Origin of the sequence: Nesterenkonia sandarakina, from assembly GCF_013410215.1 — a bacterium.
Lineage (GTDB): Bacteria > Actinomycetota > Actinomycetes > Actinomycetales > Micrococcaceae > Nesterenkonia > Nesterenkonia sandarakina.
The window spans coordinates 2,720,384-2,742,017 of sequence record NZ_JACCFQ010000001.1; the positions used below are offsets into that span (position 1 = coordinate 2,720,384).

The window sequence follows — 21,634 nt, forward strand, 5'->3', positions numbered from 1 at the left end:
GAGCACCACCCCGCAGGAGACTATTCTGAAGGGGTGGAAACCGCCGAGATACTGATCAGTCGCTTCGGCCCGGTGCTGGCCGCCGCCGTGGAACCCTCGACACCGCGGACCTCCGCGTCGCCTGCGGCCTCGGGCAATGCTGCCGCCGAAGCCTCTGCTGTGGCCCTGCACGCCGAGGTGCTGCACCAGATGTGCACCGCGGACGGCCTGCTCGAGCTGCTGGACTGGAGCCGCCAGGGACTCGGCGCCGATCCGCTGGCCTGCATGTGGCTCGGTTCGCTGCGCTGGTACCGACTGATCACCGGGTCCTACCCGGAGCAGGCCCCGCAGCCGCCCGCCCGCCGGCTGGACCAGCAGCTGCAGCAGCTGCGCGGACAGCGCCGGCTCACCGTCCGGCACGGATCTGGCGCGATCAGCCTGCGCGGACTCAGTCAGGGACAGATGTCCTATCCCAGTGCCCCGGCACAGCCAGAGACCACCGATGACACGGCGCTGCTGCGCGCGGTGCCGATCGGTCTGGTCCCCTATATCGACGCGTCGATGCGCAGCACCTGGACGCGGCAGGCCCTCTCGCTGACCCACGGACATCCGGATCTGCTGGAGAAGGCCGCGGCGCTCGCGGATCTGGTGCACCGGCTCGCCACCGACGCCGCGGCACCGGAGTCTCCGGAGACCAGCGAGCGGGAGCGGCGGGCGATCACCGCCGGACTCGACGACGACGTCGCCGCCATCCTGGAGCGCCAGCTGCTTGCTGCGGCCGGGATGGACGCCGGGGCAGCGCCCTCAGCGGCAGCGCCGTGGTCAGGCGCGTCCACGGGAGGCGCATCGTCGTCGGCTGGTTCACCTCTGGGTCGCCATGACAGGGTCACCGATCCCGCGACCCCGGATGTCTACTCGGTGATCGGCGAGCTCGCCCGGGACTGGGAAGAGGTCACCCGCGCGCGCTGACTCACCGGTCCGACTCAGCCGGTGCAGCCGCCGTGTCCTGGGCGGGGGCGGGCACCGGCCAGTCGGGTCCCAGCAGCGCGCGGAACTCTTCCTCGGCGATGAGCCGCAGCGGCTGGCCCTCGGCCTGTCGGCGCAGCGCAGCCCGGGCCTTGCTGCTGCGCAGCGGAGCGGACTGCTCCGGCGTGCTGAGCTCCCAGGCTTCGAACCCGTCCCCCACTACCAGCAGCGTGGTGCCGGCGGTGACCCGGGAGGCAGTCGCCGCACCCACTGCGGCGACCAGTTCCTTGGCCTCGGCGCGCGGAATCGAGAGGTTTCCGGTGAAGGCGATCTGCTGGGAGAACAGCGGGTGCCCCGGGTCGGCCACGGAGGATGGCGGGAGGTTCTTGCCCTCATCCTGCCAGCGCATCAGGTCGGGCATATGGCGCGGCGGCGGTGCCGGGAGTCGGGCATCGAAGAGGTGCGCCATGGTGCGCACCTGCCGGGTCGCCCGCGATTCACGGGGGCGCCGGCCCTGCCAGGACTCCATGGTCCGTGGCTCGATCCCGCAGTCCTTGAAGAGCCGGTGGGTGGACCCGACGGCGCGCCGGCTCGCGATGTCGCAGACCACAGCGGCCGAGGCCCGCGCGTCGTCCAGGGCGTAGTGGTGCGCGGTGAGCTGATACCCGGCCTCCGCGGCCGCCTTGGGAAGCGCGTGGGAGGGAAGCTGGTAGTTCGCCCGGGAGAGCCGGACCGAGCACAGGCAGCTCAGTCCCGGGGAGTCCAGTCCGCTGACCTCCAGCGCGGCTTCGAAGACCTCGATGTCGAAGGCCGCGTTGTGTGCGACCAGCACGTCCTCGCCGATGAAGCGGTGGATCTGCTCGAAGAGCTCCCCGAAGCGCGGGGCCTGAGCCACCGCGTCCGGGGTGATCCCATGGATCGCGACATTATGCGGATCGAACCGGTCGAAGCCCTCCGGTGGACGCATCGCAGAGTAGAAGCTGCCGACCTCCTGGCCGTCGCGAATCTTGACCAGACCGATGGCGCAGGGCGAGCCGCGGAAGCCGTTGGCCGTCTCGAAGTCCACGGCGGTGAAGTCCAGACCTCTCACGCGCCGAGCGCCTCCACCACGTGCTCCCGCAGCGCCGCGAAGGCCTTGCCCCGGTGTGAGATCGCGTTCTTCTCCGGCATCGAGAGCTCGGCGGTGCTGCGGGTCTCCCCCGCCGGCTGCAGGATCGGGTCGTAGCCGAAGCCGCCCAGACCCTGCGGCTCGCGCAGCAGCGTGCCCTCCAAGCGTCCGGTGGTGGTGAACTCCCGCAGCGGGCCACCCTGTGCGTCGGGGATCACCAGCGAGGCCACGCAGACGAAGGCGGCGCTGCGGTGTGCCGGTGCGATATCGGCGAGCTGCTCCAGCAGCAGCCTCAGGTTGGCCTCATCGGAGGCACGCGCCCCGGCCCACCGGGCGGAGAAGATCCCTGGTGCCCCGCCGAGGACCTCCACGGCGAGTCCGGAGTCATCAGCCACCGCCGGCAGGCCGGTCTGTGCGGCGACGGCGCGGGCTTTCAGCAGCGAGTTCTCCTCGAAGCTGAGGCCGGTCTCCGGGATGTCGGGACAGCCTGCGGTCGCGGCATCGATCACCTCAGCGTCCAGATCCCGGCCCTGGAGCTGCGGACTGGCACTGAGCAGGGCACGGAACTCCCGCAGCTTGCCCGGGTTGCGGGTGGCCAGGACGATCCTTGCGGTCACTGGGCCAGCGCCTCCCGCTGCAGCTGCGCGAGCCGGTCGGTCCCGCCCAGGGCGAGATCGAGCAGGCGATCCAGCTCCTCGCGTTTGAACGGCGCGCCCTCGGCGGTGCCCTGGATCTCCACGAAGTCCCCCGAGCCGGTGACCACCACGTTCATGTCGGTCTCTGCTGTGGAGTCCTCCGAGTAGGGAAGGTCCAGCACGGCCTGCCCGTCGGGGAGCACCCCGACCGAGATCGCCGCGATGGAGTCCTTGAGCACCTCCGCGCGCTTGGAGACGTGACCTTGCTGCCGCGCCCACTCCACCGCGTCGACCAGCGCCACGTAGGCGCCGGTGATCGCGGCGGTGCGGGTTCCGCCGTCGGCCTGCAGCACGTCGCAGTCCAGGGTGATCATGTTCTCGCCCAGCGCCTTGGTGTCCACCACGGCGCGCAGCGAGCGACCGATCAGCCGGGAGATCTCGTGGGTGCGCCCACCGATCTTCCCCCTCACGGACTCCCGCCCGGAGCGGGTGTTGGTGGCCCGCGGGAGCATCGCATACTCGGCGGTGACCCAGCCGGAGCCCTGCCCCTTGAGCCAGCGCGGCACGTTGGACTCGAAGGACGCGGTGCACAGCACCCGGGTCCCGCCGAATTCGATCAGCGCGGATCCCTCCGCGTGCGCGTTCCAGTTCCGGGTGATGGTGACCGGGCGCAGCTCATCTGCTGCGCGTCCGTCGGTCCGAAGGGTGGTGATGCTCACTGCTTGGTCTCTCCCTGGTGGTGGGTGGTGGTCGCGCCGATCTCATAGGTGACACCGGCGACGGCGACGGCGAGGTCGCCTGCGTATTCTTCGCGTGCCTTGGCCAGCAGCACCCGCTGCGAGGTCCAGACCGGGATGTGGGTCAGCAGCAGCCGCCCAACCCCGGCGGAGCGTGCCATGACTCCCGCGCGGTGCCCGTTCAGGTGCACGCCCTCGATGTGGTCGTCGCGGCCGTCCTCGAAGGCGGCTTCGCAGAGGAAGACATCGGCGTCCCGAGCTGCTTCGATGAGCCCGTCACAGGCGTCGGTGTCACCGGAATAGGTCAGCGTGTGCTCGCGAGCATCCGCCGAGGCCTCGGCGGCGATGTCGATCCGCAGCGCGTAGGCCTCCTCGATCGGGTGGCGCACCGGGACCGGGGTGATGGTGAAGGGCCCGATGGTCTCGGCCTGCCGCGGCCGCCAGGTCTGGAAGTCGAAGTCAGGGTGCATCCCGGGGTTGGGGTCCATGCCGTAGGCACTGGCGATCCGTTGATCCGTGGTGGAGGGTCCATAGACCGGGACGTGCTTGCCGGGCCAGCCGCCGGGTCGCCAGCGGATGGCCACGTGGAGTCCGCAGAGGTCCATGTAGTGGTCCGGGTGCAGGTGGGACAGGCACACGGCGTCGATGTCTTCCAGCGCGAGGTGCTGCTGCAGTTTGCCCAGGGCACCATTGCCCAGATCCACGACGACCCGCCAGGTCCGGCCCTGATATTGGGCGGTGAGCAGGTAGCACGAGGCCGGGGACTCCGGGCCGGGGAAGGACCCGCTGCACCCGATGATGGTGAGTTTCATATGCTGGCGGGCTCCCCTTCAGTCATCCTGCGCTCCGGCCAGCATAGCGGGAGAGATCCGGGCGATCACACCGGTGGGATAGGCCTCCCGCACATGGGCCACCTGTTGCACGCTGCGCACCTCGGGACCCAGGAAGCGTCGGGCGAGCCGGGCGAACGCCGCTGCGTCGCCGGTGGCGAGGAAGGTATGTCCGGGCTCGGCAGGCGCGGCGGCTCGGCGCTGCAGATCCTGGCGGGTCAGCGCGCGGTAGAGGTCCTTGGCGGTCTCCTCCGCGGAGGAGACCAGGGTGACCTCCTGACCCATCACGAAGGAGATCACGCCGGTGAGCAGCGGGTAGTGCGTGCAGCCGAGCACCAGTGTGTCGACGCCGGCGCGCTTCAGCGGGGCGAGGTACTGCTCTGCCGCGGCGAGCAGCTCGTCTCCGGTGGTGACGCCGCGTTCGACGAACTCCACGAACCGCGGACAGGCCGCGGTGGTGATCTGCAGCGCCGGGGCGGCCGCGAAGGTGTCCTCATAGGCCCCGGAGCTCACCGTGGCGGAGGTCCCGATGACCCCGATGCGACCATTGCGGGTGGCCGAGACGGCGCGGCGCACGGCGGGCTGGATGACCTCGACCACGGGGATCCCGCGCCGATCGGTGTAGCGTTCCCGGGCATCGCGCAGCACGGCCGCCGAGGCGGAGTTACACGCGATGACCAGGGCCTTCACACCGGAGTCCACGAGCTCGTCCATGACACCGAGCGCATGGGCCCGGACCCGGGCGATGGGCAGCGGACCGTAGGGGCCGTGGGCGGTGTCCCCGAGATAGGTGATCGACTCCCCCGGAAGCTGGTCCAGCACGGCGCGGGCCACGGTGAGTCCGCCGACACCGGAATCGAAGATCCCGACCGGAGCAGCGGCGCTCATCGAGACGATGTCCCGGGTTCCGGGAGGAACTCGGTCATCGCGCTGAACAGGGTCTCCTGCAGCCAGGTGATGAAGGTGTAGATCTCCGCCATGAAGGACTCGGTGTCCTTGCTGCTCGAGCCGCCGGCCAGCCGGTGGACACGTTCCGCGTCCTCGGCGGTCTCCAGCCGGAGCCGGGTCGCCAGGGTCAGCCGCAGATCGTTGAGCGCCCGGCCGAAGACCGGGGCGAGATCCTCGTCCACGCTGATCGGGGTGCTCTCCAGCAGCATCCGCGCGGTGCGCAGATCGGCGATCTTCGCGCCGCGCAGCGAGTTCTCGCTGAGCCGGCGGAACTGCCCGGCCTGCTCCGGGTCGCTCGAGGCATCGGGCAGCAGTCGCCGCAGGACCTCATCCTCCGGCGGGGTCAGCGGCTCCTCACTGCCCAGGCCTGCGAGCTCCGCCCGGAAGTGCGCGAAGGCGGGATCCTCGGCGGGAGCCGGGGCGGCCTCGGCCGAGGCCGTCTCAGACGCAGCGGTGGTCTCAGGGGCAGGGTTCGTCTCGAGCGCAGAGTCCTCCTCGCGGCTCTCGAGAAGCTGGATCACGTCGGCGCAGAGCGAGCTGAGCAGCCGTCGTTCATGCTGTTCCAGATCTGCGCGGTATCCCTTGGTGGTGGCACGGAAGGCTGTGGCCACGGACTACTCGACCTCTTCCAGGGTGGCCTGCAGGCCGTACTGGTGCATCGCCGTCACGTCCTGCTCGGCCTTCTCCCGCGGACCGTGGGAGACCACGGCGCGGCCCTCCTGGTGGACCTGCATCATCAGCTGCTCCGCCCGGGCCTTGGAATGCCCGAAGTAGCTGCGGAAGACCCAGCTGACGTAGGTCATCAGATTCACCGGGTCGTTCCAGACGACCACCTGGTAGGGGCGCGCGGCGGAGAGGAGCTGGGAGAACTCGGGATCGAGGTCAGTCTCCTCACGGCTGAGCGTGGATCCTTGGGCTGAACTCATGCTCCGTATTCTACGCTGGGGCTGTGACACCTCAATCTGACTCCCCTCAGTCCGACGCTGCGCGCGCCACCTCAGCTGCCGGTGCGTCGTCCGGGCTCGCCGCCGCCGCACCAGCAGCCGCCAAAGCCGCCGCACCGGCCACTCCTGTCCCGGCCGATGTGCCCTCCACCGCCCTGCTCACCGACCAGTACGAGCTCACCATGGTCCAGGCGGCGCTGGCCTCCGGGGCCGCCGGGCGGCGCTGCGTCTTCGAGGTCTTCACCAGGCACCTTCCGGCGGGTCGGCGCTACGGCGTCCTCGCCGGCACCGGGCGGATGCTCGAAGGTCTGGAGGAGTTCCGCTTCGGCGGGCCCGAGATCGACTGGCTGCGCGCTCGCGGCATCGTGGATGAGCCCACGTTGGAGTTCCTCACCGACTACCGGTTCTCCGGGGACATCCACGGCTACGCCGAGGGCGAGGTCTTCATGCCAGACTCCCCGGTGCTGCGCGTGGAGGCGAGCTTCGCGGAGGCCTGCCTGCTGGAGACCTATGTGCTCTCCGTGCTCAACCATGACTCTGCCATCGCCTCGGCGGCCTCCCGGATGACCGTGGCCGCCGGGGACCGGCCCTGTGTGGAGATGGGATCTCGCCGCACCCAGGAGTTCAGCGCCGTCGCGGCGGCCCGGGCGGCCGCCGTCGCCGGATTCAGCGCCACCTCGAACCTGGAGGCCGGGCGCCGCTGGGGCCTGCCCACCCTGGGCACCGCCGCCCATGCCTTCACGCTGCTCCACGACTCGGAGGAGGAGGCCTTCGAAGCCCAGGTCCGAGCCTTCGGACCGGGCACCACCCTATTGGTGGACACCTACGACGTGGAGACGGCGGTGCGCCGGGCGGCGTCCATCGCCGGTCCCGAGCTGGGTGCCGTCCGGCTGGACTCAGGAGACCTGGTGGAGCAGGCCGGGGAGGTGCGTGCGCTGCTGGACTCCCTGGGCAACACCGGCACCCGGATCATCGTCTCCTCGGATCTCGACGAACACGCCATCGCGCGCCTGCAGTCGGCTCCGGTGGACTCCTACGGGGTGGGCACGAAGCTGGTCACCGGTGGCGGCTCCCCCACCGCCGCGATGGTCTACAAGCTGGTCTCCCGCACCGACGACGACGGCGCCGCGGTCGCCGTGGCGAAGAACGCCCCGGGCAAGTCCAGCGTCGGCGGGGTGAAGCATCCGCTGCGCCGCCTGGATGAGACCGGGCGCGCCGATGCCGAGCTGATCGGGATCGGGGCTGCCCCGCAGGTCGCGGACCGGGACACCCGCGAGCTGATGGTGCCGCTGGTCCGTGACGGGGTCATCGCCGCCGAACATGTCGGCGCGGCGGGAGTGGCCAATGCGCAGCGCCGACACGCCGCGTCCCTGGCCGAGCTCCCGCCTGCCGCCAAGCGTCTGCAGCACGGGGACCCGGTGCTGCCCACGATCTTCAGCTGACCGCGTCTGAGGTGTGCCGGTTCACGGCGGCGTCGTTGAGGATGCAGATGACCTCGGCGTTCTCCGGTCCCACAGCGCTGAGCCCATGCGGGCGCAGCGTGTCGAACTCGGCGGCCTCGCCGGGCCCGAGCAGGATCTCCTCCTCCCCGAGCTGCAGACGCAGGCGTCCTGTGAGCACGTAGAGCCACTCATAGCCGTCGTGGCTGCCCAGCTCTGGAAGCGGCGGGCGCGGCACGTAGCTGATCTTGTAGGTGTGCACCGGAGATGATTCTGGGGAGAGCGGCTGCACGAGCATGCCGTTGCGCTCCCAGGCATCGCGCTGCACCCGCGGGTCCGGACTGGAAGAGACCAGCAGCTCATCCACCGTGATGCCCAGGCAGCGCGTGACCGGCAGCAGCAGCTCCAGGCTGGCCTGGCGCTTGCCCGATTCCAGGCGCGAGAGGGTGCTCGGTGAGATTCCCGCGCCGCGGGCGAGCCGGTCCAGGGTCCAACCACGACTTGTGCGCGCCGATCGCAGGCGCAGGCCCAGCTGAGCAAGTTCTTCCATGCTCCCAGTCTGAGCATTTATTGCCATTTCAGCAAGACGTGTTTCAGGTTGCGAGGCCGGGGCGCATGCTGGTGCCATGAACAGCACAGCACAAGCAGATCGCTATGACGCCATCATCATCGGAGGCGGCGTCGCCGGGCTCAGCGCCGCCCAGTCCCTGGGCCGCGCGCTGCGCAGGACGCTCATCCTCGACGCCGCCGAGCCTCGCAACCGCTTCGCCCGGCAGATGCACAACGTCCTGGGCCATGACGGGACACCCCCTGCAGAACTGGTGTCGCGCGGACTCGCCGAGGCCCAGCGCTACGGGGTCGAACGCCTCACCGCCGGGGTGCACCGGGTGCGCGACTCCACCCGCGCCGACTCGGTGGACGGGACCGGGGCGCGCGAGCTCGTGGTCACCCTGGACTCGGGGGTCCAGCTCTTCACCCGCAGCGTCATCGCGGCCTCGGGACTGACCGATGAGCTGCCGCCGATCCCGGGACTGGCCGAGCACTGGGGCTCCAGCGTGCTGCACTGCCCGTACTGCCACGGATGGGAGTTTCGTGGTCAGCGACTGGCGGTGCTGGCCACCAGCCCGATGCAGCTGCACCAGGCGCAGCTGCTGCGTCAGTGGAGCGACCGGCTGACCTATTTCAGCGCCGGGGCCGGAGAGCTGCCCGCAGAGACTCTCCAGCGGCTGCAGGCGCGCGGCGTCGTCGTGGAACCGACCCCGGTGAAGCAGGTGCTCGGGGACGGCACCCACGTGACCGGCGTCGTCCTGGAAGACTCGCGCACGATCGCCCTGGACGCCATCTTCACCGCAGGCAGACTCATCCCGCGCGACGGCTATCTGCGCGATCTCGGGCTCGAGCGCGAGGAGACCATGGTGGGCAGCTTCGTGAAGGTCGATGCGATGGGACAGACCTCCCATGAGCGGATCTGGGCCGCCGGAAACGTGGCCGCGCCGATGGCGACGGTCCCGGCATCGATGGGTATGGGCAGCTTCGCCGGAGCGGCGGCCAACGGGGCCCTGGTCAACGAGGAGTTCGATCTCGCCGCGGCCGGGAAGAACCAGTAACGTGGAGGGTGAGCGGGCGCATCAACCGTGCGCTCGCACACCCTTTCCCGGAGCTTCCCGATCAGGAGGATGTAGTGGCCCAGGCGCTGATCATTGTCGACGTGCAGCAGGACTTCTGTGAGGGCGGAGCACTCGCGGTCGCGGGCGGGGCTCAGGTCGCCAGCGAGATCAGTGAGTTCCTCGAGGACAGCTATGCCGAGTTCGACGCGATACTGACCACCCAGGACTGGCACATCGATCCGGGCCCGCATTTCTCCGCGACCCCGGATTTCACGGTGAGCTGGCCCGAGCACTGCGTGGCCGGCACCCCGGGTGCGGAGCTGCATCCCAACCTCGACACCGAGCACGTGGACGCCCGGTTCCTCAAGGGGCTCTACTCCGACGGCTACTCCGGGTTCGAAGGACTTGAGGGCGACCCGGAGAAGGTCGGCAGCCTGGAGGGCGAGAACGGAGCCAAGGTGGGACCGGCGGCCGCCATTGCCGAGGGCGCAGCGGACCTCCACGCGTGGCTGCAGGCCCAGGACATCGACGCCGTGACGATCGTCGGGATCGCCACGGACCACTGCGTGCGCGCCACGGTGCTCGATGCGGTGGAGAACGACTTCCGAGTCCGGGTGATCCGGGAGCTCACGGTGGGCGTCAGCGAGGATTCTGTCCAGGAGGCCTACGCGGAGTTCGACGCCGCCGAGGTCGAGGTCGTCAGTCTCGACGACCTCTGAGTCCCACCGCGCGCAGGACCCGCTGACCCCGCTACTTGCGGCCGACGAACCACAGCTGGATCTTCTTCAGCCGTGCCTCGAGCTGGGGCTGGGTGGCCTGCCCCACGGCAGGCCCGCCGCAGGCGTCGCGGAGCTTGGTGTGGATGCTGCCCTGGTGCATCCCGGTCTTCGCCGCGTAGGCGGAGACCGACTTGTTCAGCGTGGCCCGCAGCGTCTTGAGCGCGCGGTGATCCACCACCGGTTCTTCCGGAGCCGCCAGGGCGGGTTTGCGGCGCAGCTGATCGGCCTGGTGCTGACGCAGCAGCGTGGAGACCTGCTCAGGCTCCAGCAGACCGGGGATGCCCAGGAAGTCCAGCTCCTCCTCAGACCCCATGGCGCCGCCGAGTCCGAACTCGGCGCCGTCGAAGAGGACCTTGTCAAAGGCTGCGTTGGAGTGCAGCGCGGCGAACTCACCGCGCTCCAGGGACTCCGAGCCACGTTCCTCCCGGTTCGCGGCCGCCAGGAGATCATCATCGAGTGCCTCCTCCGGGTCCTCGGCAGCCGAGCGCGGAACCTCCAGGGCATGATCGCGCTCCTGCTCCATCTCATTGGCCAGAGTGGTCAGCACCGGCACCGAGGGCAGGAAGACCGAGGCCACCTCCGCCTTCTTGCGCAGCCGCACGAAGCGACCCACCGCCTGGGCGAAGAACAGCGGTGTGGAGGTGGAGGTGGCGTAGACGCCCACGCACAGACGCGGCACGTCAACACCCTCTGAGACCATCCGCACCGCGACCATCCACAGCTTCGAAGGGTCCTCGGAGAACGCCTCGATCTGGTTCGATGCGCCCTTGTCATCGGAGAGCACGACGGTGGTCTTCTGCCCGGTGAGCGCATCCAGCTGCGCGGCATAGGCGCGCGCGGTCTCGTGATCGGTGGCGATCACCAGTCCCCCGGCGTCGTCGATCTTGTCCCGCACCTTCAGCAGACGCTGATGCGCCGCCCGGAGCACCGAGGGGATCCACTCCCCCTCCGGGTTCAGCGCAGTGCGCCACGCGTGGTTGGTGATGTCCTTGGTGGCCGCGGCCCCGAGCTGAGCCTCCATCTCTTCGCCGGTGGAGGTGCGCCAGCGCATGTTCCCGGAGTAGGCCATGAAGACCACTGGGCGGACCACCCGGTCCTTCAGCGCGGGCCCGTAGGTGTAGGCGTAGTCGGCCTTGGACCGGCGCACGCCGTCGCCGTCCTCCACATAGTCCACGAACGGGATCGGGGAGGTGTCGGAGCGGAACGGGGTGCCGGTCAGGGCGAGCCGGCGCACCGCAGGGTCGAAGGCCTCACGCACGCCGTCGCCCCAGGAGAGCGCATCACCGGCATGGTGGATCTCATCGAAGATCACCAGGGTGCGCCCGGCTTCGGTCTTGTTCCGGTGCAGCGCGGGCTTGTTCGCCACCTGGGAGTAGGTCACCACCACCCCGATGTACTGCCGTCCGTGGCGGCCGTCGGAGTTCTTGAAGTTCGGGTCCAGGGCCAGACCCACCCGGCCGGCGGCGTCGGCCCACTGCCGCTTCAGGTGCTCGGTGGGCGCCACCACGTAGATCCGGTTGACCTCACCGGATTCCACAAGCAGCTTCGCCACGCGCAGCGCGAAGGTGGTCTTGCCGGCCCCGGGGGTCGCCACCGCGAGGAAGTCCTTGGGTCGGCGCTGGATGTAGAGGTCCAGCGCCTCCTGCTGCCACTGCCGCAGGGTGCCCGCGGTGCCATGCGCGGCGCGGTGCGGGTAGACCGGCGGCAGGGATCTGCCGACATCGGTGCCGACGTCGAAAAGCGTCTCAGACTGCTCCACTGGGTTCTGTGCTCAGCAGGTTCAGCTGCGGCCGAAGCCGAAGAAGCCGCGCTTGCCGCCCGAGTCGCCGCCGGACTCACCGTCGCCGTCGCCGCCCATCATCTCTTCGTAGATCTCTTTGCACTCCGGACACACCGGGAACTTCTTGGGGTCCCTGGACGGGATCCAGACCTTCCCGCACAGCGCCACCACGGCGCCGCCCTCCAGGGCCGACTCCATGATCCGGTTCTTGTTCACGTAGTGCGCGAAGCGCTCGTGGTCTCCGGGTTCGGAGAGCTGCTCCTGGTGCTCGCGCTCGATGGTCGCCGCTCCCGCCGGGGCCGCAGCCGGGTCGGCGGTGTGCATGTGCCCCGGGCCGGCGTGCCGGGCGACCGGGGCGCCGAAGCGGGCGTCAGCGGGCTGGAGTCCGTTCTCGATGACCATCATGGGAACCATTCTAGCCAGCCGCGGCGAGCACATCATCTCCGGGCGACCCGGTGTCCATCCCGAGCGCTGCCGCCCTGGCGGGGCGGCGCCCACCGCCTGCGCCTCAGTACTGGCTCACCTGCTGGAAGAGCTCGGGCTGGCTGCGCTCGTAGACCCGCGCGCCCAGACGCACCCCGAGCCAGACCAGCGCCGCACCTTTGAGCACCGAACCGACCCCGAGCACCCAGGCCAGCCAGGCCTCGCCGCTGACCAGGAGGAAGATGACCAGGATCAGCTCAGGCAGCATCAGCGCCAGGGCGGAGAGCATCATGCCCAGCTGCACGATCATCAGCCGGCCGGTGGAGCCGGAGGGCTGTGTCAGCGGCCCGTCCCCGGGCTTGGGAACCGGGTAGGTGAAGCGCGCGGAGATCAGGCAGGAGAGCCCGGAGGCGCTGAGGAGCATGCCCACGCTGACTCCCACCAGGGCCACGGTGGTGCCTGGGGTCGTGAACATCACGGCCGGCACAAGTGCTGCCAGCACCGTGGCCGGCAGCCCGAAGACCAGCAGGCCGACCAGGCGGCCCAGGCGGTCCGCCGTCCCGGAGACCCCGCTGGTGATGTGCAGGGCGAAGGCCGAGTGGTCGTAGGAGATGTCGGCGGAGATCGCATAGCCCAGGGTGAAGCCGGAGACCGGCCCCAGTGCGAGCAGCACCCAGACGGCATCGGTCTGGAAGTACATCACCAGGGCGAGCACGACCAGCGCCGGCAGGACCACCAGGGTGCCGCCGTAGCGGGTGTCCTTGAGCCAGTAGGTGCTGGCCCGGGCCGCCACCGCGCCCCAGGGTGTGGCCGGGAACCGGCCCAGCAGCCCGAGCCCGCTGGCCTGCTTGGACCCCGAGGAGCTCTGCACAGTGGGCTGTTCGGTGATCTTCACCAGTCCGGCGCGGATCACGACGACGGCGAGCACCACCGTGGCGAGCAGGACCCCCAGCCGCAGCAGCATCGCACCCCAGGCGCCCGCCGCGGCGTCGGCGGGCAACGCAGCACCGGCGCCCAGCGGGGTGTATGCCAGGAAGTCGACCACCGCGGGGATAGCATCGGAGAGTGAGGCGAACGCGCTCTGCAGACCGACCATGATCGGGTAGAGCATCACCATCAGGCTCAGCGCCAGCACGGCCAGGAAGTCACGAGACCGGCGACCGCTGAACCAGGCGCTGATCGAGGTGGTCACCGCCTGGGAGACCAGGCTGAAGGTGATCAGCAGCAGCGGCAGCGTGAGCAGGGCCGTGGCGGCGGCAGCGAGGTCCCATCGCCAGTGCAGCACCTGACCGATCAGCCAGATCAGGGTGAGCACCGCGCCGATGGAGATCAGACCGGTCACCGCCAGTCCCAGGATCAGTCCGCGACGAGGGATGCCGTAGGTGATGAACTGCCGCGGATTCATCGCCGCGTCTGCACCGGAGATGAACACCGGGATGATGAGCCACAGCAGGAAGACCGCCGAGCCCATGAGCACGCTGGTGGTCCGCACGAACTCTGGATCGGCGACGTCCGCCGCGCCCTCCATCACCTGCAGCGAGAACACCATCCCGACCATGCCCAGGCCGTAGAGCCCGGCGAAGATAGTGCCCAGGATGTGCCAGACGGACTGGTTGAAGCCGTTGAAGGTGAGGGCCTTCTTGAGTCGGATCAGAGTTGCAACCACGCCAGCTCCTGATCTCCACCCTCGAGCCCGACCAGCTCCACGAATCGCGTCTCGAGGTCCGAGCCTGCGCGCACCTCATCCAGGGTGCCGGAGGCCAGCAGGCAGCCCTCAGCGATGATGCCCACATGGGAACACATCCGCTGCACCAGATCCATCACGTGGCTCGAGAGGATCACGGTGCCCCCGGAAGACACATAAGATTCCAACAGCCCACGGATGGTGCGGGCTGAGACCGGGTCCACGGCCTCGAAGGGCTCATCCAGCACCAGCAGCTCCGGGGCGTGCACCATGGCCGAGGCCAGTGCGATCTTCTTGGTCATGCCGGCCGAATAGTCCTGGACCAGCTTTCCCTGGGCGTCCTGCAGACCGAGCACCCGGAGCAGATCCGCGGTGCGAGACTCCACGGTGTCACGGTCCATGCCGCGCAGCAGTCCGGCATAGGCCACCAGCTGCGCCCCGGTGAGCTTGTTGAACAGCGTCACCCCGTCCGCGAGCACCCCCATCGAGCGCTTCGCCTCCCGAGGCTGCTCCCAGACGTCGATGCCCACGACCTCAGCAGTGCCGGCGTCGGGGCGCATCAGGCCGGTGGCCATTGAGAGGGTCGTGGTCTTCCCCGCCCCGTTGGGTCCCACGAAGCCGTAGAACGAGCCGCGCGGCACGTCCAGGTCCAGGTTCTCCACTGCCGCGGTCTGACCGAAGGTCTTGGACAGCCCGCGCAGTCGAAGTGCAGGCGTGGTCTGACTGGCTGAGTTCATGCCCCGAGCCTACCCACCCCAGCTCAGCGCCGCCTCAGCCCTGAGAGGGACATCGTGAGCCTCGGTCGTGGAACCGAGCCCAAGTCCTAGAAGAGGGCGCTGGCCAGCTGCCGGCGCGAGGCCGAGACCCGAGGGTCGCTGTCTCCGGTGATCGAGTAGAGCTCCACCAGATGCGCCCGAGCCGTCTCCCGGTCCTCGCCGAAGTGGGTCTGGATGAAGCGGACCAGCCGGGAGAAGGCGTCTTCCACGTGGCCTCCGAGCACGTCCAGATCCGCGACGGCGATCTGCGCGTCGACGTCGTCCGGGTTCTGTGCGGCAGCCTCTCGAGCCTGGGCCAGGTCGGCTCCGGTGGTGCGCTGCAGCAGCTTCACCTGGGCCAGGCCGATCTTGGCGTCCTCGTCGTCGGGCTTCTCCTTGATGGCCTGCTCGTAGGCCTTCGCGGCCGCGGCGTAGTCGCTGTTCTCCAGCGCCTGAAGCGCCTCTTGGTGCAGCGGCGGCAGCTCCGGCTCGGCCGGGGGCTCCTGGCCCTCGACGACCCGGGTGGACTGCGCGGGGAGCTTCTGGGTCATCCCGTTCTGGGTCGCCATCTGGACCATCTGGGTGACCAGCTGTGCGAGCTGCTCGGCGGGCACCGAGGCGTCGAACTCACCGACCGGCCGTCCCCCGATGAAGGCGGTGGCCACCGGCACCTGGTCGGCGCTCTGCGCCAGCTCAGGATGGGCGGAGGAATCGATCTCGGCCAGGAGCAGCCGGCCCTGCTGGGCGTCGACCAGATCCTCCAGAGTGGCCTTCATCGTCGTGGAGCCGGAGTCGGTGCCATGGATGAGCACGATCACCGGGGCCTGCGCTGAGAGCTCGACCACCTGTTGCAGCTGCTGGGGCTGCACCTGAACCGCCCAGCTGTTGGGCGTCCCCGAGGGGGCCGGTGTCGCCGAGCCTGGGGCTGCTGCGCCGCCCGCGGTTGACGGGGCAGGAGCGGAGCCCGCGCCAGCGGCGAAGCCGGAGAGGTCCACTGCTCCCCGGGCGTCGACTCGGCGGGACTGTGGTTCCTGGGCGGACTCTGTCACTGCGGCTCTCCTTGCACGTCGGCGTCGATCATGGCGGTCCTGCAGACCGTACTCCGGCTGAGGAGATCAGTCGAGAATGTTGACCTCGTTCACAATATCGTGGACTCCGAGCACCACGACCCGTTCCCCATCCTCGGCCGGGATGTGCAGGATCATCGACTCCCGATTGACGATGTCGACGTCCTCGGTCGTGGACTCGGTGCCGGCGAGCTCGGCGGTCACCCCGGAGAGGTTGATCGAGGCCCCGTCATCGGGCCGAAGCCGGGTGGTGGAGTCGAAGCTGCCGATCGCGATCACCGAGCCGTCGGGCAGGCGCATTGCGGTGCTGCCCTCGGTGATCAGCGGACGGGTGTAGGAGATGCTGAGGTCCTCGGCGCTCTCCCGGAGCTCGTCCTGGTACCCCTGCAGGTCCTCGATGTAGGCGTTCTCCTCGACGCTCATGCCGAAGTAGTACTCGCGGTTGTTCAGGAACACCGCCACCCGCTCCATGGCGTGGTTGGCGGCGAACCGTGCTTCTTCAGCGTCGGGATCCACCGGCTCCACACCGCCGTCCTCGGCGGAGATGGCGGGGAACTCCGTGCCGGGGACCATCAGCACCGACTGGGTGAGCTCGTAGTTCTCCCGGGGCGAGGCCTGTTCGATGACCAGCACCTGCGGGATCTCGGCCTCGGCCTCCTGGGTGATCACCACGGCCTGGCGAGGGAAGTCTGTGCCGGAGGTCACCGCAGCGCTGAGGATCTCGGTGCCGATCGCGTCCGGGAGGACCTCGTCGTCGATCTCGTGGTTGCGGTAGGTCAGCTCCCGGACCTCCGCGGCGTTTCCGGAGACTCGTGGGGAGAGCAGGTCCGCGTCGAACTCGGCGTCCGCAGCAGCGGTCGTCTCCGCGATCTCATCGATGATCCCCTGCAGCTGGGACTCCAGCAGCACCGAGTATCCGGCGTCCTCACCGTCTTCCGCCTCGACCTCTTCGGCCTCGACGTCCTCGGTCTGGGCCGGGGAATCCTCGGCGGGATCCTGCGAGGGATCCTGTGCGTCGGCCAGAAGCACCGACGGGCTCAGCGCCAGGGCGACGCCGGCAGCGGTGGCCACGGACCGGCTGCGCCAGGTGCGCCCCTGGCGGGTCTCGTCCTCCGGGTCATCCTGCGCATCCGCAGCAGCAGGGGCCTCGGGATGGTTCCCCTGGATCGGGTCGATCCGTCCGGTTTCCTCGGGATCCTCGGCGATGTCCTGGTCGGTCTCGCGATCCTTCAGCGCCTCGGGGTCGTGGGTGCTCTCAGTCGTGGAGATCGATCCCATGACCCCGGTCAGCTCGTTCTCGGCGGGATCAAGGTCCTGGGAGCCGGCTTCACGAACCGCTTCGTCCTCACCGTGGTTCTGGTTCATCTCGTCCTCAGTGCTGGTCGGGTCGGTGGCGCTGGACTCCTCGGAATCGGCGGCGGTCCCTGTGGCTGCAGTGCCGGTGGCTGCAGTGCCGGTGGTTGCGACAGCAGCTGTGCCGCCCGCAGCAACGGCAGCTGAGGCTCCGGCGGTTGAGGTCTCGGTTGTTGCCGTGGTGCCCGAGGCGGTGGCAACGCCGGAGGCGTCATGATCACGCGTGCCCACCGCCGCCGGCTCGGCCTCGCGATCACGCCGACGCGCTGCCAGCGCGCGGTAGAGCAGGAAGATCCCCAGCAGGATCGAGAGGGCGCCCAGCACGATCAGCACCGTGCCCAGCAGGCTGTCCTCCTCCTCGGGCAGCTCCACGGTCACGGCCGCGGGTGCTGGCTCCTCGCCGTCGCGGAAGATCAACAGGCTCCACTCGCCGCTGTCATCAGGGGCGCTCCAGCGGTACCGGAGATCCCCTTCAATAGTCTCGGTGACTGCCCAAAGATCCGAGCCGCTGGGATCCGGCACCGTGGCTTCACCCTCGGTGTACTGCGTCTCGATCGTGGCCGGCGCGTCCTCGGTGCCCTCCTGGACCGCCCCGATGGTGACGTGTGCGGCGTCGCCCACCCAGGCCTCGATGTCCTGGGTCCGTGCCAGGGCGATGGTGTATTCACCCTCGGCGCTGATGGTGAACTCCTCGCGCTCCTGCTCCGGGTCGATCACCTCATCACCGATCACGGTCAGCGGAGCGTCCTGGACCTCCTGGGTCGCAGCGGTGGGGACCTCGTCGGAGGCCCAGACGGTGAGCAGCCCCACTCCGATGCCCGCCAGGAGCAGACCCAGGATGAAAGCGATGATGGAAGCGGGGAAACGCACGGGTGTGAGGTCCTTGATCGGAGGGAGCTGTGGTTCAACTTCCAAGACTACCGAAGATAACGATCGGATCACAGTCCGGGTGCCCGCCGAACGCACCGATCCGGGGCGATGGTGTCCGGCGACCGCCGCGTGACTAAGCTGAACCCGTGACAGAGTCCGAGCGGCACCCTGAGAGACCGGGCGCGGATGGCCAGCCCGGGGCGGACGTGTCGGCTGGGACCGACTCGACGACCCGCTCCGCCTCGAGTGCCGGCGCCGACTCGACAACCGGGTCCCCCTCGAGGGCCGGGGCTGAGCCAGGATCCGGGACGGTTTCGAGACGACGGGGCCGGCTCGGCGCCGGTTCCGCCTCGCGCCGCCTGACCGCCTTCCGCGGAGGCCTGCAGAGCGGGGTGCGCAGCCTTCGCTCCGCCCGGGCCCAGAGATCCGCCGCGGCGCCGCCGGAGTTCGACCAGTATGGTCTTCCCCCGGTCTCCGCGGAACACATCGAGAAGGCCGCCTCCTACGCCACGCGTCCGGTCTACACCGGGTTCATGCTGACCCTCGGGGTCGGTCTGGCGCTGCTGGTCTTCTACGTGGCCCAGGCGAACACGCAGCTTCTGGTCTGGATCGCCGCGGCACTGTTCATCGCCATCGGGCTGGATCCGGTGGTGCGCAGCCTGGAACGCGCCGGCCTCCCCCGCCCGGCGGGCGTGGCCGCGACCATCAGCGCCTTCCTCCTGGTCGTGGCGACGTTCATCGCCGCCCTGGCCCCGATGGTCGCGGAGCAGACGGCCACCTTCGTCCGCTCGCTGCCAGCGCTGGTCAATGACATCTCCGGCTCGGAGTGGTTCCGCCGCGTGGAGGAGGACTTCGAGGTCCAGCAGATCATCGACACCGAGGTCAACCGGTTCATCTCCGACCCGACGAACATCACCAATGCACTCGGTGGCCTGTTCGGGGTGGGGACGGCCATCCTGACCACCGGACTCGGCACCTTGGTGGTGTTCGTGCTCGCGATCTACTTCCTGTCCTCGCTGCCGGTGATGACAGCCTGGGCGTACCGTCTGGCGCCGCGATCGAACCGGGACCGGGTGCAGCATCTCGGAGATCGGATCCTCGACGGCATCGGGCACTATGTGATCGGCCAGGCCTGCGTGGCGGTGCTCAACGGGCTCGTCGCCTACATCGCCATCAGCATCGCCGGGGTGCCCTTCGGCGTGCTCTTCGCCGTGGTGGCCGGGGTCCTGGCATTCATCCCGCTGGTCGGCCCGGTCACCGGGGGCACCCTCGTCACTCTGGTCGCGCTCACCGTGGACTGGCAGACCGCGGCCACCTTCGCCGCCATCTACTTCGTCTACCTGCAGGTGGAGGCGTATCTGGTCTCACCGCGGATCATGGCGCGCGCCGTCCGGATCCCGGCCGCCGTCGTCGTCATCTCAGTCATCGCCGGGGGCACCCTGCTCGGGGTGCTCGGGGCCCTGATGGCGATCCCCACCGCGGCCGCGGTGATGCTGCTCACCCGCGAGGTGCTCATCCGCCGCCAGGACGCGCGCTAGCAGCAGACTCACCACAGCCGTGCCGTGGCTGGCATCCGGCCGAGCAGCGAGGAGCTGAGACCTCTCAGCCGGCGTTCAGCCGATCCGCCAGCAGTGGCTGTGCCAATGCCGACGTTCAGCCGCGGCGTGCTCATCGCCGAAGATCGAGTCCGCGCGCCAGGCGACCACATGGGCGGTCCCGGCCGGGACCGGCAGCTGGCAGCCCGGGCAGGTGTAGCTCTTCTGCGCGGCGGAGGCGGAGATGTGCCGCACGTGGTACTCCCCGTCTCGGCGCCGGACGGTTCCGGTGGAGAACGCACCCTGGCCGAAGACACCCGTGGAGAGCGGCCGGTGCTCGCGCTGCCACTTCGACGCGCGCCGTCCGGGGCCCCTCGCTGACTTCGCCATGATCCCATTGTTCCAGCTGCCGGAGCCGATGCGGCACCGGCTCCCGGACCGGGTAGGATCAGGCACCGTGCGATTGGTAATTGCGACCTGCTCAGTGTCCTACTCCGGCCGGCTCAACGCCCACCTGGCTCAGGCGACGCGCCTGCTCATGGTCAAGGCCGACGGCGGCGTGCTCATCCACTCTGACGGCGGCTCCTATAAGCCGCTGAACTGGATGTCGCCACCGGCCACCATGCGGGTCAGCGCACCCGACGAGCAGCAGCACGAAGCGGGGATCAGCGAAGTCTGGACCGTCTCTGCGACCAAGAGCGACGACACCCTGCGCATCCTGATCAGCGAGGTCCACGAGGATGTCTCGCATGACCTCGGAGTTGATCCTGGTCTGGTCAAGGACGGCGTGGAGTCTGATCTGCAGCGGCTGCTCGCGGAACAGATCGAGCTGCTCGGCTCAGGACACCGCCTGATCCGCAGGGAGCACCCCACCCCGATCGGCCCGGTGGACATCCTGGCCCGCGGCCCGCAGGGCAGCGTGGCCGTGGAGCTCAAGCGTCGCGGGGACATCGACGGCGTGGAACAGCTCACCCGCTACCTGGACCTGCTCAACCGGGATCCGCTGCTGGCCCCGGTGCAGGGAGTCTTCGCCGCCCAGCAGATCAAACCGCAGGCGCGGACCTTGGCGGAAGATCGCGGCATCCGCTGCCTGGTGCTGGACTATGACGCGATGCGCGGAGTCGACGACGCCGACTCGCGCCTGTTCTGAGCATCCGACTCTGAGCATCGGACCCTGAGCATCCCGTTTCAGCCCCCGGCGATCGCCGCCCGGTAGGTGGCCAGGGTCACTCCTCCGGGCAGCGCCTCCTGCGAGACCGGGGAGAAGCTGTGCGCAGACACCCCTGATCTGAACAGCGGGATCCCGTCACCGAGCACCAGTGGGTTGATCTTCAGCTGGATCTCATCGATCTCCCCGAGGAGCTGACCGGCCAGCTCAGCACCGCCGCAGAGCCAGATGTCCCGGCCCGATCCGGCCTTGAGCTCGCGCACCGCCTTGAGAAGATCCCCCTGGATCACCTCTACTCCCGGCGCCTGCGGCAGGGCCCGATGCGCAGCCACGACCTGGCGCAGATGCGGATACGCTCCGCCGACCAGACCGGCGTCCACCGCTGGCTGGTAGGTGCGCCGGCCCATCAGCACGGTGTCGAAGCGACGCGGCTCGGCCGTCACCCCCAGCGCCTGGCGGGCATGCACCGGGCAGGTCTCCGGATAGCGTTGGAAGAGCGCGACCAAGGTCTCAGGATCCAGCGGGAAGCTGGAGAAGTCCCCGGCCGGGTCCGCGATGAACCCGTCGATGCTGGTCGCGATGTAGTAGACGAGTTCACGCATGGCACGCTCCGCCGGTCTGGACCGGCCGGAGCCGGTGAGGATCGATCAGGTCAATCTACCCTTCTCCCGAAGCAGCCCTGATACGCAGGCGGGCCCCCGGACTCGGTGAAGAGTCCGGGGGCCCGCCTGATGCGATGCGCCGTTGGGGCAGTGCGCTCAGCTCTCGGTGAGCTCAGCCTTGTCCGCCACGATGGTCACCTGATCGGAGTCCACCGAGAAGAAGCCTCCGCTGACGTCGGCCTTGACCGGGGCGCCCTCGACGGGCTGGATGACCAGCTCACCTTCGGCCAGCAGCGAGAGCACCGGGGTGTGACCGGGCAGGATGCCGATGTCACCTTCCACGGTGCGCCCGCGCACCGACTTCGCGGCACCGGACCAGACGGCGTGGTCGCTGGCGACCACCTGGACGTCGAGTTCGGCCATGA

Annotated in this window: 23 protein-coding genes; 6 read left to right on the forward strand and 17 right to left on the reverse strand. The window is 69.4% G+C overall.

The window, feature by feature from the left end:
• The first annotated feature begins 33 nt into the window (after positions 1–33).
• Positions 34–948, forward strand: coding sequence for an ADP-ribosylglycohydrolase family protein (locus tag HNR11_RS14135; RefSeq protein ID WP_179442639.1), 915 nt, complete (start codon positions 34–36; stop codon positions 946–948).
• A 1-nt stretch (position 949) separates the two neighbouring features.
• Here HNR11_RS14135 and HNR11_RS12405 read toward each other — a convergent pair whose 3' ends face one another.
• From HNR11_RS12405 to clpS, 7 genes are read right to left on the reverse strand one after another with little or no spacing between them, the layout of a single operon-like run.
• A complete protein-coding gene (locus HNR11_RS12405; RefSeq protein WP_179442640.1) occupies positions 950–2,035 on the reverse strand; it encodes an exonuclease domain-containing protein in 1,086 nt (361 codons plus the stop codon).
• On the reverse strand, positions 2,032–2,670 hold the full coding sequence (gene rdgB / locus HNR11_RS12410) for an RdgB/HAM1 family non-canonical purine NTP pyrophosphatase (protein WP_179442641.1): 639 nt from the start codon (positions 2,668–2,670) through the stop codon (positions 2,032–2,034). Before rdgB ends, HNR11_RS12405 begins: the two co-directional genes overlap by 4 nt.
• The gene (rph, locus tag HNR11_RS12415) at positions 2,667–3,407 is read right to left on the reverse strand and encodes a ribonuclease PH (RefSeq protein ID WP_058888972.1); all 741 of its coding nucleotides are present in this window, start codon (positions 3,405–3,407) and stop codon (positions 2,667–2,669) included. Before rph ends, rdgB begins: the two co-directional genes overlap by 4 nt.
• Positions 3,404–4,237: an MBL fold metallo-hydrolase gene (locus HNR11_RS12420; RefSeq protein WP_058888971.1), complete on the reverse strand. Its 834-nt coding sequence runs from the start codon at positions 4,235–4,237 to the stop codon at positions 3,404–3,406. Before HNR11_RS12420 ends, rph begins: the two co-directional genes overlap by 4 nt.
• A gap of 18 nt (positions 4,238–4,255) precedes the next feature.
• Positions 4,256–5,143: a glutamate racemase gene (gene murI, locus HNR11_RS12425; RefSeq protein ID WP_058888970.1), complete on the reverse strand. Its 888-nt coding sequence runs from the start codon at positions 5,141–5,143 to the stop codon at positions 4,256–4,258.
• Complete coding sequence (locus tag HNR11_RS12430) at positions 5,140–5,814, reverse strand: DUF2017 family protein (protein WP_179442642.1); 675 nt, start codon at positions 5,812–5,814, stop codon at positions 5,140–5,142. Before HNR11_RS12430 ends, murI begins: the two co-directional genes overlap by 4 nt.
• Before the next feature lie 3 nt (positions 5,815–5,817).
• Positions 5,818–6,129, reverse strand: coding sequence for an ATP-dependent Clp protease adapter ClpS (gene clpS, locus HNR11_RS12435; RefSeq protein ID WP_179442643.1), 312 nt, complete (start codon positions 6,127–6,129; stop codon positions 5,818–5,820).
• Positions 6,130–6,287: 158 nt separating this feature from the next.
• Between clpS and HNR11_RS12440 the strand changes: the two genes are divergently transcribed.
• A complete protein-coding gene (locus HNR11_RS12440) occupies positions 6,288–7,589 on the forward strand; it encodes a nicotinate phosphoribosyltransferase (protein WP_343050698.1) in 1,302 nt (433 codons plus the stop codon).
• Here HNR11_RS12440 and HNR11_RS12445 read toward each other — a convergent pair.
• Positions 7,582–8,136 carry a helix-turn-helix domain-containing protein gene (locus HNR11_RS12445; RefSeq protein WP_058888967.1) on the reverse strand — a complete coding sequence of 185 codons (555 nt, stop codon included), beginning with the start codon at positions 8,134–8,136 and terminating at the stop codon, positions 7,582–7,584. The two genes, HNR11_RS12440 and HNR11_RS12445, sit on opposite strands and share 8 nt — an antisense overlap.
• A gap of 76 nt (positions 8,137–8,212) precedes the next feature.
• On the opposite strand from HNR11_RS12445, the gene HNR11_RS12450 reads away from it, so the two are divergent.
• Positions 8,213–9,193, forward strand: a complete 981-nt coding sequence (locus HNR11_RS12450) for an NAD(P)/FAD-dependent oxidoreductase (RefSeq protein WP_179442644.1) — start codon at positions 8,213–8,215, stop codon at positions 9,191–9,193.
• A gap of 74 nt (positions 9,194–9,267) precedes the next feature.
• On the forward strand, positions 9,268–9,912 hold the full coding sequence (locus tag HNR11_RS12455; RefSeq protein ID WP_058888965.1) for an isochorismatase family protein: 645 nt from the start codon (positions 9,268–9,270) through the stop codon (positions 9,910–9,912).
• Positions 9,913–9,943: 31 nt separating this feature from the next.
• Here HNR11_RS12455 and HNR11_RS12460 read toward each other — a convergent pair whose 3' ends face one another.
• The 6 genes from HNR11_RS12460 to HNR11_RS12485 form a co-directional block, all read right to left on the reverse strand.
• Positions 9,944–11,731 (reverse strand): DEAD/DEAH box helicase family protein, encoded by a 1,788-nt coding sequence (locus HNR11_RS12460; protein WP_179442645.1) that lies wholly within the window; start codon positions 11,729–11,731, stop codon positions 9,944–9,946.
• A 21-nt stretch (positions 11,732–11,752) separates the two neighbouring features.
• Positions 11,753–12,157, reverse strand: coding sequence for a DUF3039 domain-containing protein (locus tag HNR11_RS12465; protein ID WP_425488266.1), 405 nt, complete (start codon positions 12,155–12,157; stop codon positions 11,753–11,755).
• A 103-nt stretch (positions 12,158–12,260) separates the two neighbouring features.
• Positions 12,261–13,841 (reverse strand): hypothetical protein, encoded by a 1,581-nt coding sequence (locus tag HNR11_RS12470; RefSeq protein ID WP_179442646.1) that lies wholly within the window; start codon positions 13,839–13,841, stop codon positions 12,261–12,263.
• Positions 13,826–14,596: an ABC transporter ATP-binding protein gene (locus HNR11_RS12475; protein WP_179442647.1), complete on the reverse strand. Its 771-nt coding sequence runs from the start codon at positions 14,594–14,596 to the stop codon at positions 13,826–13,828. Before HNR11_RS12475 ends, HNR11_RS12470 begins: the two co-directional genes overlap by 16 nt.
• An 86-nt stretch (positions 14,597–14,682) precedes the next feature.
• Positions 14,683–15,663, reverse strand: a complete 981-nt coding sequence (locus HNR11_RS14310) for a tetratricopeptide repeat protein (RefSeq protein ID WP_179442648.1) — start codon at positions 15,661–15,663, stop codon at positions 14,683–14,685.
• A gap of 66 nt (positions 15,664–15,729) precedes the next feature.
• A complete protein-coding gene (locus HNR11_RS12485) occupies positions 15,730–17,904 on the reverse strand; it encodes a hypothetical protein (RefSeq protein WP_179442649.1) in 2,175 nt (724 codons plus the stop codon).
• A 392-nt stretch (positions 17,905–18,296) separates the two neighbouring features.
• On the opposite strand from HNR11_RS12485, the gene HNR11_RS12490 reads away from it, so the two are divergent.
• Positions 18,297–19,442: an AI-2E family transporter gene (locus HNR11_RS12490; protein WP_343050676.1), complete on the forward strand. Its 1,146-nt coding sequence runs from the start codon at positions 18,297–18,299 to the stop codon at positions 19,440–19,442.
• Between the two features lie 75 nt (positions 19,443–19,517).
• Here the strand turns inward: HNR11_RS12490 and HNR11_RS12495 are convergent, their stop codons facing one another.
• On the reverse strand, positions 19,518–19,829 hold the full coding sequence (locus HNR11_RS12495; RefSeq protein ID WP_179442650.1) for a hypothetical protein: 312 nt from the start codon (positions 19,827–19,829) through the stop codon (positions 19,518–19,520).
• 67 nt (positions 19,830–19,896) lie between these two features.
• Here HNR11_RS12495 and nucS point away from each other — a divergent pair, with 67 nt between their 5' ends.
• On the forward strand, positions 19,897–20,589 hold the full coding sequence (nucS, locus tag HNR11_RS12500) for an endonuclease NucS (RefSeq protein WP_179443011.1): 693 nt from the start codon (positions 19,897–19,899) through the stop codon (positions 20,587–20,589).
• 38 nt (positions 20,590–20,627) lie between these two features.
• Here the strand turns inward: nucS and HNR11_RS12505 are convergent, their stop codons facing one another.
• Together HNR11_RS12505 and HNR11_RS12510 are read right to left on the reverse strand one after the other, a co-directional pair.
• Complete coding sequence (locus HNR11_RS12505) at positions 20,628–21,209, reverse strand: dihydrofolate reductase family protein (protein WP_179442651.1); 582 nt, start codon at positions 21,207–21,209, stop codon at positions 20,628–20,630.
• Between the two features lie 156 nt (positions 21,210–21,365).
• Positions 21,366–21,632 (reverse strand): F0F1 ATP synthase subunit epsilon, encoded by a 267-nt coding sequence (locus HNR11_RS12510; RefSeq protein ID WP_058888957.1) that lies wholly within the window; start codon positions 21,630–21,632, stop codon positions 21,366–21,368.
• Positions 21,633–21,634: the final 2 nt, after the last annotated feature.

Coding starts and splice junctions, on each gene's coding strand:
- HNR11_RS12445 (WP_058888967.1), bottom strand. CDS start 8,136: ATGGAAGAACTTGCTCAGCTGGGCCTGCGCCTGCGATCGGCGCGCACA.
- HNR11_RS12465 (WP_425488266.1), bottom strand. CDS start 12,157: ATGATGGTCATCGAGAACGGACTCCAGCCCGCTGACGCCCGCTTCGGC.
- clpS (WP_179442643.1), bottom strand. CDS start 6,129: ATGAGTTCAGCCCAAGGATCCACGCTCAGCCGTGAGGAGACTGACCTC.
- HNR11_RS12495 (WP_179442650.1), bottom strand. CDS start 19,829: ATGGCGAAGTCAGCGAGGGGCCCCGGACGGCGCGCGTCGAAGTGGCAG.
- HNR11_RS12420 (WP_058888971.1), bottom strand. CDS start 4,237: ATGAAACTCACCATCATCGGGTGCAGCGGGTCCTTCCCCGGCCCGGAG.
- HNR11_RS12505 (WP_179442651.1), bottom strand. CDS start 21,209: ATGCGTGAACTCGTCTACTACATCGCGACCAGCATCGACGGGTTCATC.
- HNR11_RS12510 (WP_058888957.1), bottom strand. CDS start 21,632: ATGGCCGAACTCGACGTCCAGGTGGTCGCCAGCGACCACGCCGTCTGG.
- HNR11_RS12450 (WP_179442644.1), top strand. CDS start 8,213: ATGAACAGCACAGCACAAGCAGATCGCTATGACGCCATCATCATCGGA.
- HNR11_RS12475 (WP_179442647.1), bottom strand. CDS start 14,596: ATGAACTCAGCCAGTCAGACCACGCCTGCACTTCGACTGCGCGGGCTG.
- murI (WP_058888970.1), bottom strand. CDS start 5,143: ATGAGCGCCGCTGCTCCGGTCGGGATCTTCGATTCCGGTGTCGGCGGA.